Origin of the sequence: Latilactobacillus fuchuensis (assembly GCF_900258455.1) — a bacterium.
Classification (GTDB): Bacteria; Bacillota; Bacilli; order Lactobacillales; family Lactobacillaceae; genus Latilactobacillus; species Latilactobacillus fuchuensis.
Genome location: NZ_LT984417.1, coordinates 1606180 through 1623138, shown reverse-complemented (window position 1 = coordinate 1623138; position 16959 = coordinate 1606180). Strand labels below are relative to the sequence as shown.

The window sequence follows — 16959 nt, the reverse complement described above, 5'->3', positions numbered from 1 at the left end:
TATTTATCATGGATTACAACAAATATTTTCTTTTAGATGAAGAGACAGTTAAGGCGTATACATTAGAACGGACCGATTATTTCGGTGATATAGATGTATCTGAATTAAGTGCAAAAGAAATTAGCGATGGTAATATTAATCATATTTTTAGACTAGAAGCAAAAGATAAAACTTTAATTGTTAAACAATCAGGTGCAGAGATTAGAACCTCTGGCAGACCGTTAGATAGAAAACGCAGTTTAATCGAATCTGAAATTTTATCAATTCAAAGGGAGTTATGTGGAGAGGTTATTCCAAAGGTCTTTGACTATAATAAAACAATATCAGTTATTATTATGGAAGACGTCTCTGACTTTAAGAGTTTACGATTAGAATTACAGAAAAAGAGAACGTTCAAAGGGTTCTCTGAAGAAATTGCTAAGTATTTAGCGGATAGTTTGTTGCCTACAACCGATTTAGTTTTAGATCGACATAAGAAAAAAGAGTTGGTTAAAGAATTCATTAACATCGAATTATGCGATATTACTGAAGATTTAGTTTTAACAGAACCATATTATAATTATAAAAATAGAAATATTTACGATGAAGAACTGAACGATTTTGTTGAGCAGAATTTATATAAAAATGAGTATCTTAAAGCTAATATTAGTGAATTACGTAATAGTTTTATGAATAATGCACAAGCGTTGTTACATGGTGATTTACATTCGGGTTCGATATTTATTAATGATTCGGGGATTAGAGTGTTTGATCCAGAATTCGGTTTTTATGGTCCTATGGGTTATGATATTGGGAATGTTATTGGCAATCTAGTATTTCCGTATGTCGTGGATAAAGTTCAGAGTAAACAAGGTTCAAATTCAGATAGTCAGTTTACACAATGGTTAGGTCGTACAATTGAAGAAATATTTGATAAAACTTTTGATAATATGCGGGGAAATTACGATTCACTGGTAGAATTTCCGTTATATAAAGAACGAAGCTTCAAGAATAAATATATCAAGGATATTGAATCAGATACTTTGGGATATGCGGGTACTGAAATTATTAGACGTACGATTGGGGATTCAAAAGTTATTGAAGTTACTGAGATAGAAGATTTAAATACTAAAAATTTGGTATGGAAAGTATTGATTAAAATCGGAATTAATTTAATCTTAAATAGAAGTATCTATCATAATGGAAGTGAAGTTATGACTGATATTGATTCTATTATCGATGACCTCATTAAGGAGGAAACAAATTTATGATACGACAAGATGAAGGAATGCCATTTTTATTGAATTTTGAAAATGTGGCTTGGTATGAAAATGGTCAAGTTAGAATTTTAGACAGACGAATTTTCCCGATGGAAAAAAAGTTTGTATACTGTTCTGATTATCACGAAATTATTAAGGCTATTCAAGAGATGGTTACACAAAGTGCAGGACCGTATACAGCAGTTGGAATGGGGATGGCGTTGGCGGCTTATCAATGTAAAGATAAGAATCAACGGGAACAAATTGATTTTTTAACAAAGGCCGCTAAGGAATTAGGAAATGCTCGTCCGACGACCGCTAATCGATATTTTGCAATTACTAGCAGAACGCTTGCCAAACAAATTGAAGCACTAAAGAATGGAAAATCAGCAATTTCAGCAGCTTTTGATGATACACTTGACTCTTTAAATCGTCGATATTTCACTATGCAAAAGGTGGGCAATTATTTGGTTGATCAATTTCCAAATAATTCAAGTATTCTCACTCAATGTTATGGTGAAACAATCATTGGAGCTATTATTAGAGCCGCCCATGCGAGCAATAAAGATTTAAAAATCTTTAATGCTGAAACAAGACCGTTCATGCAAGGTGCGAGATTAACGTCCAGTTGTTTTCAAGAAGCCGGATTTGATACAACTGTTATAACTGATAACATGACTAATTTTGTTTTAGAGAATGGCGATATTGATTTTTATACATCTGCTGCAGATACAATTGCAATGGATGGTCATATTGCAAATAAAATTGGAACCAAGCAGATTGCTATTTTAGCGAATAGAGTTGGCGTTCCGTATTTTGTAACAGGAATTCCTGATCAGGATAAGAAGAATAAAGATGCCATTAAGATGGAATTTAGAGATCCTAAACAAGTACTCGAATTTTCAGGGATTAAAACAACCCTCGAAGGTGTCAAGGCAATCTATCCATCATTTGACATTACTAGTCCTGAATTGATAGGTGCTATTGTGACAGATAAAGGGGTTTTCTCACCCTATTCATTGGAAGATTATAAAGAACTTGGTGGGGAAGATTTTTATTAAACAACTTAGGTCAGTCACAGAAGTTCATTATATTCGTATATTGAAAGTGTTAAGGAGTGCTAATGGGGCGTATATGGCATCGATTAAATTTAAAACAAAAACCAGAATATTATATTGAAAAAGATTCAAACTTAAAGCGTGAAATTAGGACCGTCGACTTAATTGGATTGGGAATTGGAATGGTTGTCGGAACGGCAATTTTTACGCTTCCTGGTATCGTTGCTGCAAAATATGCTGGTCCAGCAGTGATTATTTCATTTTTAGTCGGTGCGATTGGTGCTGGCCTGTCGGCTTTAGCTTATGGCGAGATGGCTTCAGTGCTACCATTTGCTGGATCTGCTTTTTCTTGGATTAGTATCTTATTTGGAGAATTTTGGGGTTGGATTGTCGGTTGGTCTTTATTAGCCGAATACTTTATATCGGTCGCTTTTGTCGCTTCTGGCTGGTCCGTATATATGAGAGCCTTTTTAGAAAGCTTAGGCGTTAAAATTCCGAAATTCATCAATGGTGGTTTTAATACTAGTTCGGGTAGTGTGATTGATATTTTTGCTGTATTTGCTATTCTACTAGTGGCAGTCATACTTTCAAAAGGGGTTAGCCAAGCTAGTAAAATTGAAAATACGATTGTGAGTGTAAAATTGTTAGTGATTATATTGTTTGTTGTGATTGGTATTACTGAAGTACATGTTCAAAACTACACGCCTTTTATACCATTGCATCAAGCAGGAACGAGTTTTGGCGGTGTTCAAGGAATACTAGCAGGAGCTTCTCAGATTTTCATCGCATATGTTGGTTTTGATGCAATTGCGGCTAATGCTGCAGAAACCAAAAATCCTAGCAAAGCCATGCCGATTGGATTATTGGGAACGCTATCAATTGGGACATTTTTATTTGTTGTCGTATCTTTAGTGTTGGTTGGGATGTTTAAATATACAGCATATACTAACAACGCCGAACCAGCTTCATGGGCATTGCGTGAAACTGGGCATTATGTAGCTGCCAATTTATTATCAGTCATTGCGTTAGTTGGGTTGTTTTCAGCTTTAATAGCTGTTTTATTAGCCTCTTCTAGACTAATTTATTCATTTGGTAGGGATCAGTTATTGCCAAAAAAATTAGGGACTATCAACAAAAAGCACATGCCTAATTACGCGCTATGGGTTATAACAACTGCTTCAATAATTCTAGGATCAATCTTACCATTCGATTTTTTATCTAGCTTAGTGTCTGCTGGAACGCTGATAGCATTTATCTTCGTGTCATTGGGAATATACGCATTACGTCCACGTGAGGGGAAAGATTTGCCAGAGGCTAAATTCAAAATGCCGTTGTATCCAGTATTACCTGCCTGTTCGGTACTCTTTTCGTTAATGATATTCTTTAATTTAAATATTGATGCTAAAATATTGATATTTATTTGGTCCCTATTAGGCGTTATTGTATATGTATTTTACGGATGTAAACACTCTAATTTAGTAGAAAAATGATTGATAAATAATTGGGTCCATATTATCTTTTATGTTGAATGAAGAGTCCCAATAAATGTATTTGTGATAAAAATAAAAACCTCTAAATTTGAAATAAATATTTAGAGGTTTTCGTTTTTTAATCAATTAATTTTGATTATTGATGGAGCGGCTTGATGAAGTTAACTAGAAATAGACCTATTACAAGGGGCAGTACCTTGCACTAGGTCTATTTTGAATTTATGAAATAAGTATCCATGAATTTGATTATCGCTGCTAGTTACTGTGAAGATAATTGATTAATTTGTAGAGAGATTAAGATAGTGTTGATTGGGATAAGATGGTTACTTCCTGTTTTTCAAAGAAATTAATCCATTCTTTACTTAAATTAGCCTCTGTGATGATGAAGTCTATTCTGTCAAAATCAACAATTTTATAGACCGTTCTAAAATCGAATTTAGTCCGATCAACCACAAGATAATTTAAGTTCGATTGGTTAATAAACTTTCTGCGGACTTCGCCTTCGCTTTGGTTGTTATCTGTTAATCCCCATTCTCTAGAGATACCAGAACAGCTTATAAAAAATTTATCAATCACATAATTATCAATCATTTCAATAGCTGACGACCCGATAAAAGAATGTGAAATACCTCTGAATCTGCCACCGATTAGAATTAAATTTAGATAAGGTTCATCTTGTAAATAATGGACAATTTCAATGGAATTAGTAATTATAGTACAATTTATTTGAGATTGTTTAATTTGTTGTGCGATATGAAACGAAGTAGTTGAACTGTCTAACGCAATATTATCACCTCGGACAATTTGTTTCGCACAAATTTCAGATAATAGATTTTTTTCTTCTTGAAACATCTCAGTACGGACATCAATGGGGACCTCTTTATCAACTGAATCAACTAAGTAGGCACCCCCATGAACGCGTTTAAGGACACCTTTTTTCTCCAAGGTATCTAGATCTCGACGGACAGTTTCTAATGTAACGCCTAGATCATCGGCTAATTGAATTACCGTACATTTTTTATTCTCATTCAAATAGGTTTCTATTTTAAGAAGTCTTTCCATTTTTAACATTTTAGCCATTTGAGTGCACGACCTTTTAATAGTATTCTATACATCAGTAATTTTATAATAATTATCTTAAGTATACCAAATTATTTCAGAATTAAATGCAAAAAAACTAGTTCAAAAATAATATTTAGAAGTACCTTACTTAGTAGCGCTATAAGTACCATTAAGTGACAGCGTATCAACAATCTTCTATAGTGGAGTGAATGTAATACTGGGAGGTCATCAAGATGGTTCTAATCTTAAAGCGCCAAATTCAAACGATTCCGATTTTAGAAGTGGTCGCAGAACCGTTGCGCCATCAGGCATTACCGCTAGTCGTGTATTATCACGGTTGGCGTTCGACGAAAGAATTGGTGCTAACGCAAGCGCGTAAATTAGCGGATAAAGGGCTGCGCGTGATTTTACCGGATGCCTTAAACCATGGTGAACGATTACAACCGATTAGTCCAATTCCTTCATGGACTTTTTGGCAGAGTATTCAAACCAACCTAGTCGAATTTAGTTTGATAATTGATTATTTTGAACAACTAGCGTTAATTGAAGATCATCAGATCGGCGTTGGTGGGGTGTCGATGGGTGGCATGACTACGACGGCTTTGTTAACGCAACACCCGGAAATCAAAGTGGCCGCGTGTATTATGGGGTCACCAACGTTGCAAGCTTATGCGGGGTTAGTACGGTCGGTTGCGGGGCAACAGTATCGATTACCAACGGATTTAGATTTGTTAACGAGTTGGCTAAATCATTATGATTTAGCGCAACAGTCCGCTAAAATTGCGGGGCGGCCATTATTATTTTGGCATGGAACAGCTGATGAAAAAATTCCGTATACCGAAGTGAGTCAATTTTATACACGAATCCAAAATGAAGCGTATGCCCAAAATGTTTTATTTAAAACCGGTAAGGGTCAGCGCCACCTTGTTCAGCCGGCATTAATGACTCAAATTGCGGACTATTTTGAACAACAATTTAAAGCACTATAACAAAAAACATCAATCGGAAAGTCAGCCGATTGATGTTTTTTGCGTCTATTCTATGTTTGCCTTGGCTGAGAATGCACGATTACGACCTTCAATGAATAAATCTTCCGTAATATTAAAGTGACCTTCGCAACGGATATCATTTGATGAAGCACCCACTTTGATATCAATATCGCCTTTTTCAATTTTCCATTGCATATTTTTATCAAGAAAGGCCATGACACTGGGTTCAACCGTAAAAGTAATCTTTTTTTGTTCGCCAGCTTTTAGTGGCACTCTTGCAAAACCGACGAGTTCCATCACGGGTCTTGTCATGGAGGCATAGCGATCACTGAGATAGAGTTGAACAATTTCCGTACCTGCGACTGAACCACTATTTTTTAGATCGAAGGAAATTTTAAGATTGGCACCAGGGGCAACTTGCGTTTGACTGAGGGTTAGATTGGTATAGTCGTAATGCGTATAAGATAAACCATGGCCGAAGAAATAACGGGGAGTATGCGGTCTATCGACATAGTTTTGGAAACCAATACTTCTTGCTTGATGGTAGGCAGAACCGTTTGGATGGTTATAATAGATTGGAATTTGACCAGCATTATAAGCCACTGAAACGGGTAGCTTACCACTAGGATTATTAGTGCCTTTTAAAGTTGAGGTAATGGCAAAAGCGCCGGCTTCAGAAGGGTTCCAAGCTTCTAAAATGGCATTGAGATACTGATCCGCGGCGTCACTTGAAATGGGTCGGCCATGTAAATGGACGCCGATTAATGGTTTGTTTAACTTAGCGGCTTTTTTGATGAAGGCATCTTGGCAGACGGGTAGATTAATATCAGTGCTGTCAACGCCTTCGCCCATCGTTGATAAGGAGTTGGAACCCGTTTTGCCACCTAAAGTCATGACACATAGATCAGCCTCACTAATCAGCTTTAATGCTTCATCAAAATGGGATTGATCATCGCCAGCGATTGGATAACCGTAAGCATAGGTGATTTCAGCGTTTGGAAATTGGACCTGCATCTCTTCAAATAGGTTTTTGGATTGTGGTGATAATAAAGGTAAAATTTCGTCAAATTGCGGTGTTTCATCACTTTCAATTTGTGTTCCGGGAACTTTGGAAGTTGCCTCAAGGTCGCCATCTTTACGCCGGGTTCCGGCCATTGCGTTGGCAGCGGCATAATAAGTTTCCACCATGCTAAGATGCGTATAACCACCAAAAAAGCTTCTAGCATTTTTAGCGTGGCAACCAACGACGGCAATTCGCTTAACTTCTTTTTTGATTGGCAAAACACCATCATTTTTTAATAGCACTAATGATTCCAAGGCACTTTGACGAGTAATCTGTTGATCTTGCGGTTGTGAAAATTCAGCCTTGAATTTATCACCACGAAGGGCTGTTCAAATAATCCCATTCTAAATTTAGATTCTAGATTTCTTAAAACGGCTTTATTTAGAATTTCAATATCGGCAGTTCCGTTTTCGAATTGTTCTTTTAATTGCTCATTATAAGCGTCGCGTTCGGGCAACTCAGAATCAACGCCAGCAGCCATACAGTGCAAACCAGCTTCTTCTAAGCTGTTATACAGTTTTTGGACCTTGTGAACATTTGAGACGCTACTGTAATCAGCAACGACAACGCCGTCAAAGCCCATTTCATCACGCAGTAAGCCAGTCATGAGTGGTTTTGAGGAGGAAGCTGGTTCACCATTAATTGATGCGTAACAAGGCATCACGCCTTTTAAATGGGCATTAGAAATTGCGGCTTGGAAAGATTTACCATAAATTTCTTGTAATAAACGGGGCGGTGTATCACTATTTGCACCATGAATCCCACCTTGAGCATTGTGAAAACCAAGGAAATGTTTGGCGACAGCATCGGCTTTTAATCCTTGTGAATGACTATTCTGAATGCCTTTAGTAAATTCAGAACCAAGTGTAGCACTGATGGTCGGATCTTCACCATATGTTTCACCTTGGCGGCCCATTCTGGAATCTCTAGAAATATCTAGCACGGGTGCGAGGATGCGTGTGATGCCTAACGCGCGTTCTTGGCGACTAACAACTTCGCCGATCCGGCGTTCCAGTTCAGGATCCCATGAAGCCCCACGACTGATGCCTGCTGGGAAACTGGTTGCACCCGGAATATAGGCGCCACAAAGGCCTTCCATATGAAAAGTGGCGGGGATTTTATGGGGACTATTGGCAAGGACTCTTTTTTGTAAATTGTCGCGCCACTTTAAGGCCTCTTTTAGGGTTTTAAAACCAACCATCCGCAAAGTGGGAAGTTCACCGATGCCATTCTTGATGTCGTCATCAATTTTAGCGAAACCAGCGTACGCAGAAGTGACCTGCGCCATTTTTTCATCGATAGTCATCCGTGCCAATAAATCTTGTGCTCTTTTTTTGGGTGATTGAGTGTGATCCTTGTACAGTTCCATTACGAATGCCCCCTTAGTAAGGTCTGTCAATTGAGTTGGTTTTCGGAATAAACAAACTATACGCACAGTTTATGGATAGCGGTTTCATTTGTCAACAAGCTAAAGCCTGGTTAAGGATTTTTATGAGGTATTGATAGTCTAACGATTGCGGGAAAACGGGCTATTTATATTAGCAAAAGTAGAAATTAATCAATAAAAATAAATAGTAGTTGACAATGAAAACGGATGCATTTATACTGACGAAAATGGTTGGTAATTCGAAACAACTAACTATTTAATTAATTGTTCAATTGCTGGTGGTAGTAGGAAGAATCGAAGGGGGCGTTTTACATGTCAAAAGAAATTGTAGAACAGGATGGGGTTTTTAAAACCAGCTTTCCTGAAAAAATTGCCTATGCTTTAGGTGATGTTGGCTGTAATCTTGTTTGGGGATTAGCATCAACTTTTCTAACGTTGTACTATACAGACAGTGTTGGGCTTTCACCAGCATTTTTTGGGGTCATGATGTTGGTCGCACGTTTGCTAGATGCATTCAGCGATATTTTAATGGGCGTCGTTATTGAAAAAACGAAAACCCGTTGGGGCAAAACCCGTCCTTGGATTATTATTGGGGCGATTCCATTATCAATTAGTATTGTGCTCTTATTAAATGTACCAGCTGGGTTCAGTCCTATTGGCAAAAATGCTTACGCTGCGATTACTTATATTTTTATGTCTGTCATTAGTTATACAATTGTTAATCTATCATATCATTCAACCTTGCCACGGATTTCAACCGATTCACAAGATCGGAGTGTTGCTTCGAGTGTCCGGGTCTTATTCACAGTATTCTTAGCCATTATTACAAATGTTGGGACACCAATGGTATTAAACGCTTTTGGGGGATCTCAATCACAAGAAGCATGGACTTTGATTTCAATTGTTTATGGGATTGCCGCATTTATCTTATTAGCAATTTGTTTCTTCGGGATTAAAGAAAAAGTAGCACTTGATTATAACGAAGGTGGCGCCAGCGAAAAACATAGCCTGATTGATTCATTTAAATCAGTTGCTTCAAGCAAATACTTTTTCTTATTAATTTTCTTGTTTATTAATGGATCACTTTCCGCAGGTTATGGGGCAGTTGGACCTTACTATGCACGTGATGTTTTAGGGAATATGAGTTATTTTGGAACCAATACAATTATCGTTGTTTTACCAACCCTGATTGCAATTGTCATGATGCCTAAAATTTTTGCGAAATTTGGTAAACGACGCACAATTTTAGTGGGATACTTATTAACTTTCATTTCAACAGGAATTGTTTTAATGGATCCCCACAATGTTTTACTCTACTATTTTGGAAATGTTTTCCGGGCCTTTGGGGTTGCACCCTACACTGTCGCGAATTTTACATTGGCAGCGGATTTAGCCGATTTTGGTGAATGGAAATCAGGTATTCGGGCAGAAGGATTTGTTTACGGTTGTACAAGTTTCGGGATGAAAGTCGGAACTGGGATTGGTTCAGCAATTTTGGGATTAGGATTATCATTAGGCGGTTACAGCGCGGCAGCAGCGGCAGCTGGTCGCCCACAATCAGACTCTTCAATTTTCTCAATGATTTTCATGAATTTAGGACTCCCAATGTTAGTGGTTGCTGGTCAATTTATTATGATTTACTTCTGGGATATGGACAAAATCTTCGGCAAAGTTAAGAAGGACTTGGATGCTAAACGACTCCGTGAACACGCAATTGCTCAAGAAAAATAATCGGTCATTTTTAATTATCGGTAAAACAGCTTATCAGCGGATGAAAATTCGTTTGGGGGGCTGTTTTTTTAGTGACTTATAGTTAAGAGAAATTATAAGGGTTGACTTCACAAGTGTACTACGTATAATAGTACACAGTAGTACAGTGATAAAAAAAGGTGGTGAATGGCTGAATGATAATTGATAAAACGAGTGCCAAACCTTATTACGAACAGATTATATTGATGATTAAAGAACAAGTGATGCAAGGCATTTTACAACCAGGGGAACAAATCCCTTCAGTCCGCGAAATGGCGCGCCAGTTGTTGATGAATCCCAATACGGTTAGCAAAGCCTATAAATTATTAGAAGTTCAACGGGTGATTGTAACTGTGAAAGGTCGTGGGACCTACATTGCTGATCGTCAAACGGAACAGCGCGATCTCGTAAAGCAACAACAACTGCAAGAAAGATTAGATGAACTTGTTTTGGAAGCCAGTTACTTAGGCGTTTCACAAACTGAAATGACAGAATGGCTTGCGACAAGTTATGGAAGGGGTCAAACAGATGCTAACGATTCAAAACGTTCATAAAACAATTGATAAAAAATCAATATTAACAGCGATTAGTTTTACCCAAAAGCCGGGCGAAATCATTGGTTTAGTGGGACGCAACGGTGTCGGTAAATCGACGTTATTACGGTGTATTGCCGGTTCGTATCAATTAGATGACGGACAGGTCTTGATTGATCAAACGGACGTCGCTGTTCAACCCGAAATGCGCACGCAACTCTTTTATTTAGATGAAGCGCATTTGTTCTTTAAGGGCAATCAGTTATTACAAATTGGCCGCTACTATGCGCAAGCCTATCCCGATTTTGATACCGATCAGCTAACGGATTTATTGGCGATGTATCATCTGGACGGCCACCAACGGTATCAACAGATGTCAAAAGGGATGCAGGGGTTGTTTAACATTATTTTGGCCGTTTGTAGCCATGCGCGTTACTTATTATTGGATGAACCATTTGACGGGTTGGACGTGATTGTCCGTAAGAACATTATTCGACTCTTGCTAGACCACGTTGGACAAACCCAGACGGCGGTTTTAATCACGTCGCATAATTTAGTTGAACTTGATCAATTAATCGATCGTACGCTGATTCTGAAAGAGACTAAAATTATCAAAGATTATCAATTAGAACAATTACGGCAAACCGACCGTAAATTACAAATTGTGTTAAAAACCAATACGATACCGGCGTTGTTCAAAGAAGCCGGTCGAGTCTTATCAGTCTCCGGTCGCGTGATGGTCGTTTATTTCCCTAATTATTCTGATGAATTAGCTGCGCAAATTCAAGCGTATGAACCGGTCTTGTGTGAAAGCTTACCGATTACGTTAGAGGATTTATTTGAAGCGAACTTAGTCACGGAAGAGGACTATCAAGTTTTTATTTAAGAAAGAGGGGGACATTGAAATGACACGACAACAATTAGCGGCTATTATCCACCAACGCTATTTCAAATATCTAATTGGGTTATTGTTACTGATGGTCGGGATTCAAGCGGCTGTTGGCTTACAACAAGGCCAGGCTTGGCAAAGGGATAATCAATATTATCATTCAACCAAATTTGTGAAGGACTATAAGGCCGATCCGTCGATCTATATCGGTTATCAAGATGTCAGTGGTAAGCAACCAGCTAAAGTGAAGCTTGAAAGCTTTCAAAAACAGGTTTTGACCTTTTTTGATAACGGGGATAATGCCGTACCGTCTATGATGACTATTACAATGGCCGTTATTTGTTTGACGGCAGGCCTGCTGACCTTTACCTATGACTGCCGGACGCATTTTGATGCTTTTTTGTTTGGGCTGGCGATCAAGCGGCGATCAATTTATTGGGCCAAAATAAAATTAGTTGGGTTAATGGTCCTGGCGGGCATTGTCATTGGCCAGAGTAGTTATTATTTAATTTTAAAATCAATGGTTCACCACCCCTATTTGAATATCGAGATTGGCAACCTATTACAACGGGAATTGGCCTTGCTGATTATTCTAATGGCGCTTTACATCTTAGGGTGTTTCTTAGGGTTAGTCGTTGGCGAACTGGTTACCCTGATGGTCGGTGCTTACGGGCTCCTATTTAGCTTAACGTTTAGTATCTCTAATTTTGAGGATATTCGACGTTTTATTCAGAGCCGGACAGCTGATCAGTATGGCGCAGAACCTGAGAGTCTTCGAGTCTTTTTAAATCGGTTGCTTGATGCTCACTACGTTGGTGTGGTTTACAGAAATGGGCGCTATTTAGCATTAATTATCGGTATTTTAATCGTCAGTGTATTTATTTTATGGTTAGGTCAGCGAATCTATCAAAAGAGTTCGTTAGAACAGCAAAATCAAGTGGTAACGATGGACTGGCTGAAATGGCCGTTGTTAGTCTTAGGGACTTTGTACGTGGCCTTCCTGATGACGATGAATGGCTTTTTCAGTCGAGTGCCTTATGACCTGTTAGAGAAACATGAAAAATACTTATTAATTTGGTATTTCATCCGCAATGTCGTGCTCGTCGGAATCGTTGGTTGGTTATTTATCAATCGCCCTTGGCAACGAAAAACACGATTGAGTGAGTTTAAAATCAGTCGTAAAATAAATTAAATGCAAATCAAAAATAGCGTTAATCCTGAGTTGATCCGGGATTAACGCTATTTTTGATTGACGCGTGCCAAAACTCATCAATCTCCGTTCAAATCAAAAAAATCAGATTATCCTAAATACGGGATAATCTGATTTTTTAACTTGATACTCAATTGATAACCGAGTTCTGTCACAGCTTGATTAAGCCACTTTATTTTGATGACGCGCAATGGCTGGTAAAATCATGCCCAGTGCGATGAAGATGACTGGCGTGATGATGTTCAAGCTCAATTGGAACCACCAAGTTGATGGGTTAGCGGCGTAACTGAGTTTCGGTACCATCCCCATCAAACAAGCGAAAGCAGTGAAGAAGAAGCACCAACCGCCGATAATCATACCGACAGTCGGATTTTTAACGAAATGGTATTCTGAATTGAATTTCTTTAATTGTTTATTTAAGAGCATGTAAGCTAAGAAGACCCATAGATAACGCAATGGCATAACAACTGAGTTCAAGTTTAATAACCAGTTATATAACTCATTCATATTGCCAATCCCAAGGGCGGGAATCACAATCAATAAACCGACTAAGGTCCCGGTTAAAATATAACCGTTGGTTGGAATCCCTTTAGCGTTGAGTTTCGATAATTTTTTAGGAATGAAGTTGCTATCGGCATCACCTAGCAAAATTTTAAGCGGTGCATCGATTGAGAAGGCCAAAGCTGAGACTTGGGCGAGCGTATTAGCGAGCGCATAGAGAATTACGAAAGTTGGGCCGACGTGGTAATAAAGGCCTAAACGACGGAAAGCTTCATAAGCACCGTTTGCCATTAAATCAGATGGAATGTGGTTGGAATTAAAGAGCATTCCCATCCCGAATGATCCTAAGATCGCACAAAATGCGACCATCCCGGCAAGGACTAACATCCCTTTCGGAAATTCGCGGGCAGCATTATGCGTATTGTTGACGTAAGGTGAAATTTTTTCAGCACCACCCACGGCAAAAACTAACATTGAAATCGTGGTGAAGTAGTTGACATCAAATTTAGGAATGTACGTTTTGATACTCGTCATATCAGGCGTTGCGATGTGCGCACCCTTAGTCATGAAAGGCGCTGAAACGGCTAGAATAATGAATAGAATCGACATGATGAACATGGCCGTACCAGCAATACTCCCAATTCGGTTTAAAGTCGCAATCCCGCGTGATGATAGCCAGAGGAATAATAAGAATAATGCGAGACAGATAATCGAAACCGTCAAGGATGAAATCGTGTTGACAAAATTACCATTGCCTTTAAAGAGCCAACTCATCGCAATCAGAATTCCTTGGGGCTTTTGAGCCAAATAAGGAATGTGAACGACCCAATAAGTCCAAGCGGCGTAATAAGCGAGCCGTTTGGTGCTAGTGGCTTTAATCCAAGATGAAACGCCACCGTTGGCCTCTTTAAAAGTGGAACCTAATTGACCGACAATTAAGGCGTAAGGCACGAAATATAAAAGCATGATCAAAATCCAAGAAGTAATAACAGAAAGTCCCTGTTGTGCATAGTTGTTGACGACATTGCCTAATCCCCAAACGGCGACGAAGGCAATTAAGGCAACGTTAAACCAGCGCAATTGTTTTGTGTCTGATGCCATGATAAAATCTCCTTTGATATTAATTAGGTACCCTTAGAATATTAAGCGAAAATTAATGAGATAGCAATGATAAATAGCAGTCACACCCAATTAATGTGACTGCTATATAGCGCTAATGACTCGTATAAGTGGTATTTATCACAAACTAAATCATATTTTGTGGATTGACCCATAAATCAAAATCGGCTTCAGTAATATCGGTCAATTCAAGAGTCGCTTCTTTTAACGTCTGTTGGTTGGCCAGTGCAGCTTGCGCAATTTTAGCGCTTTGTTCATAACCAATATGGGGACTTAGTGCAGTCACTAACATTAATGAGTTTTCACATAAGGTTGCCATTTTTTCGACGTTTGGCGTTAAACCGACTAAGCAATTGAGTCGGAATGAACGGAGACCGTCAGTTAGTAATTGAATGGATTGCATCATATTATAGGCGATCACTGGTTTAAAGACGTTTAATTCGAAGTTACCTTGGCTGGCAGCCACTTGAATCGTGGTGTCGTTGCCCATGACTTGAACCGCCAACATGGTTAAGGCTTCACATTGCGTCGGATTAACTTTGCCCGGCATGATTGAGCTGCCTGGTTCATTGGCCGGAATCGTAATCTCGCCTAAACCACAACGGGGGCCACTGCTTAACCAGCGAATGTCGTTGGCAATTTTGAGTAGGTCACCGGCTAAGGCACGTAAGGCACCATGTAGGTAACTGATGGCAGAATGGCTGGTTAAAGCGTAGAACTTATTCGGATCACTAGTGAAGCTCAACTGATATTGGCGGCTGAGTTGTTCAGCCATTGCGGTGCCAAATGTTGGTGAGGCGTTCATGCCGGTTCCAACGGCGGTGCCGCCAATCGCCAAGTTGCGTACGGCGTCTTGGGCTTGGTCGATAAATTGAATATTATTGATCAACATGCCAGCCCAACCGCTGACCTCTTGACCGAAAGATAGCGGGGTGGCGTCTTGTAAATGGGTGCGCCCGATTTTGATAATCGCGGCGTAATCACTGGTTTTTTTCTGTAAGAGCGTGGCCCATTTTTGACATTCAGGTAACAATTCAGTGCTAATCGCTTCGACGATGGCCAGGTGCATCGCGGTCGGGAAAGTATCGTTAGAACTTTGCGAAAGGTTGATGTGATCGTTCGGATGAATCCAATCGGCATGCGTTTGATTACAGAGATGCGCAATCACTTCGTTGACGTTCATGTTCGATTGCGTGCCACTCCCAGTTTGCCAAACGCTCAATGGAAATTCGTTGTCATGTTGACCAGCAATAATCGCATCGGCTGCCTGGCAAATCGCTTGTTGACGTTCGTCAGATAGTTTATGTTCTTGTTGATTAACGATTGCCGCTGCTTTTTTAATTTGGGCTAGGGCCGTGATATAGGGGAGTGGAATCGTTTCGGTACTAATCTTAAAATGTTCCAGGCTTCGTTGCGTTTGTGGGCCCCATAGATGGGTATCATCAATTTCAACGGGACCGAGTGCGTCGTGTTCAATTCGGGTCATTTGGCAGTCACTCCTTTTTGCGCGACACCGGAGTCAATCGCCGCTTGAGCCACAGCTTGGGCGACAGTGTCACTGATGGCCGGTTCGAAGATTTCGGGCATGATGTGTTCGGTCGTTAGTTGGGCTGGCGTGACGTAATTGGCAATCGCATAGGCCGCCGCAACTTTCATGGCTTCATTGATTTCGGTGGCCCGCACTTGGAGGGCACCTGCGAAAATACCGGGGAATGCGAGCACGTTATTGATCTGGTTCGGATAGTCCGAACGGCCGGTTGCAATAATCGCTGCGCCAGCAGTTTTGGCAATTTCGGGCATCACTTCTGGAATCGGATTGGCTAAGGCAAAAATAATTGGATCCGGCGCCATCGTGCGAATCATTTCAGGGGTTAGCGCTTCTGCGACAGAAACACCAACAAAGACGTCTGCGTCGACGATTGCGTCGGTCAGTTGACCGGTGACGTGTTCTGGATTAGTCGTTGCGGCAATTTCACGTTTATGGGCCTGACTATTTGAATCGTCAGCGCGCAGAATTCCGAATTGATCGGCGGCGATAATATTGGTGACGCCGAGATTTTGGAGCATCTTGATGATGGCCGTCCCGGCCGCACCCGGGCCGCTGAGGACGACTTTAATTTGGTCGATTGATTTATGGACTAATTTTAACGCGTTGATTAAACCGGCCGCAACGACGACTGCGGTGCCGTGTTGATCGTCATGGAAGACCGGAATGTTTAATGTCTTTTTCAAAACAGCTTCGATTTCAAAACATTTAGGCGAAGCAATATCTTCCAAATTAATGCCACCAAAACTAGGGGCAATTTGTTGGACGGCCGTAATAATGGCTGCGGGATCTTGAGTGTCCAAACAAATCGGAAAAGCATCGAGCTGGCCGAATTGTTTGAATAGGATTGATTTGCCTTCCATCACGGGCATCGCGGCTTGAGCACCGATATTACCGAGACCTAAAACGGCTGAACCATCACTGATGACGCCGACTAAATGGGATTTAGCAGTGTATTGGTAGGCGGTTTCGGGGTCTTTTTGGATAACGCGACAGGGTTCCGCCACCCCAGGACTGTATGCAAGGGCTAAATCATGCATCGATTGGATTTGAACCGTACTTTCCACCGCAATCTTACCTTGTTTAGCGGCGTGTAAAGCGAGTGCTTCTTCATTAATCGTCATG

At 39.9% G+C, this 16959-nt stretch carries 14 protein-coding genes; 8 read left to right on the top strand and 6 right to left on the bottom strand.

The window, feature by feature from the left end; all coding sequences use genetic code 11:
• The first annotated feature begins 8 nt into the window (after positions 1-8).
• From mtnK to LFUMFP_RS07705, 3 genes are all read left to right on the top strand, one after another.
• Positions 9-1250, top strand: coding sequence for an S-methyl-5-thioribose kinase (gene mtnK, locus LFUMFP_RS07715; RefSeq protein ID WP_233210635.1), 1242 nt, complete (start codon positions 9-11; stop codon positions 1248-1250).
• Positions 1247-2299 (top strand): s-methyl-5-thioribose-1-phosphate isomerase, encoded by a 1053-nt coding sequence (locus LFUMFP_RS07710; protein WP_106483376.1) that lies wholly within the window; start codon positions 1247-1249, stop codon positions 2297-2299. The genes mtnK and LFUMFP_RS07710 overlap by 4 nt, the downstream gene beginning before the upstream one ends.
• A gap of 62 nt (positions 2300-2361) precedes the next feature.
• The gene (locus LFUMFP_RS07705; protein ID WP_106483375.1) at positions 2362-3786 is read left to right on the top strand and encodes an APC family permease; all 1425 of its coding nucleotides are present in this window, start codon (positions 2362-2364) and stop codon (positions 3784-3786) included.
• A gap of 294 nt (positions 3787-4080) precedes the next feature.
• On the opposite strand, the gene LFUMFP_RS07700 is transcribed toward LFUMFP_RS07705, so the two are convergent.
• A complete protein-coding gene (locus LFUMFP_RS07700; protein WP_106483374.1) occupies positions 4081-4866 on the bottom strand; it encodes a DeoR/GlpR family DNA-binding transcription regulator in 786 nt (261 codons plus the stop codon).
• Between the two features lie 215 nt (positions 4867-5081).
• On the opposite strand from LFUMFP_RS07700, the gene LFUMFP_RS07695 reads away from it, so the two are divergent.
• Positions 5082-5837 carry an alpha/beta fold hydrolase gene (locus LFUMFP_RS07695; RefSeq protein WP_106483373.1) on the top strand — a complete coding sequence of 252 codons (756 nt, stop codon included), beginning with the start codon at positions 5082-5084 and terminating at the stop codon, positions 5835-5837.
• Positions 5838-5882: 45 nt separating this feature from the next.
• On the opposite strand, the gene LFUMFP_RS09910 is transcribed toward LFUMFP_RS07695, so the two are convergent.
• Together LFUMFP_RS09910 and LFUMFP_RS09905 are read right to left on the bottom strand one after the other, a co-directional pair.
• On the bottom strand, positions 5883-7142 hold the full coding sequence (locus LFUMFP_RS09910; protein ID WP_199190576.1) for a glycoside hydrolase family 3 C-terminal domain-containing protein: 1260 nt from the start codon (positions 7140-7142) through the stop codon (positions 5883-5885).
• Positions 7142-8269 (bottom strand): glycoside hydrolase family 3 protein, encoded by a 1128-nt coding sequence (locus LFUMFP_RS09905; RefSeq protein ID WP_199190575.1) that lies wholly within the window; start codon positions 8267-8269, stop codon positions 7142-7144. Before LFUMFP_RS09905 ends, LFUMFP_RS09910 begins: the two co-directional genes overlap by 1 nt.
• Positions 8270-8599: 330 nt before the next feature.
• On the opposite strand from LFUMFP_RS09905, the gene LFUMFP_RS07685 reads away from it, so the two are divergent.
• The 4 genes from LFUMFP_RS07685 to LFUMFP_RS07670 all read left to right on the top strand — a co-directional run bounded on the left by LFUMFP_RS07685 (position 8600) and on the right by LFUMFP_RS07670 (position 12650).
• Positions 8600-10018, top strand: a complete 1419-nt coding sequence (locus LFUMFP_RS07685) for an MFS transporter (RefSeq protein WP_106483372.1) — start codon at positions 8600-8602, stop codon at positions 10016-10018.
• 173 nt (positions 10019-10191) lie between these two features.
• Positions 10192-10590 (top strand): GntR family transcriptional regulator, encoded by a 399-nt coding sequence (locus tag LFUMFP_RS07680; RefSeq protein ID WP_106483371.1) that lies wholly within the window; start codon positions 10192-10194, stop codon positions 10588-10590.
• Positions 10565-11455 carry an ATP-binding cassette domain-containing protein gene (locus LFUMFP_RS07675; RefSeq protein WP_106483370.1) on the top strand — a complete coding sequence of 297 codons (891 nt, stop codon included), beginning with the start codon at positions 10565-10567 and terminating at the stop codon, positions 11453-11455. Before LFUMFP_RS07680 ends, LFUMFP_RS07675 begins: the two co-directional genes overlap by 26 nt.
• 19 nt (positions 11456-11474) lie before the next feature.
• The gene (locus tag LFUMFP_RS07670; protein ID WP_106483369.1) at positions 11475-12650 is read left to right on the top strand and encodes a hypothetical protein; all 1176 of its coding nucleotides are present in this window, start codon (positions 11475-11477) and stop codon (positions 12648-12650) included.
• A gap of 180 nt (positions 12651-12830) precedes the next feature.
• Here the strand turns inward: LFUMFP_RS07670 and LFUMFP_RS07665 are convergent, their stop codons facing one another.
• From LFUMFP_RS07665 to LFUMFP_RS07655, 3 genes are all read right to left on the bottom strand, one after another.
• Entirely contained in the window at positions 12831-14270 is a 1440-nt protein-coding gene (locus tag LFUMFP_RS07665) for an amino acid permease (RefSeq protein ID WP_106483368.1), read from the bottom strand.
• Between the two features lie 145 nt (positions 14271-14415).
• Positions 14416-15774, bottom strand: a complete 1359-nt coding sequence (gene fumC / locus LFUMFP_RS07660) for a class II fumarate hydratase (protein ID WP_106483367.1) — start codon at positions 15772-15774, stop codon at positions 14416-14418.
• On the bottom strand, positions 15771-16958 hold the full coding sequence (locus LFUMFP_RS07655; RefSeq protein ID WP_106483366.1) for an NAD(P)-dependent malic enzyme: 1188 nt from the start codon (positions 16956-16958) through the stop codon (positions 15771-15773). Before LFUMFP_RS07655 ends, fumC begins: the two co-directional genes overlap by 4 nt.
• Position 16959 lies beyond the last annotated feature (1 nt).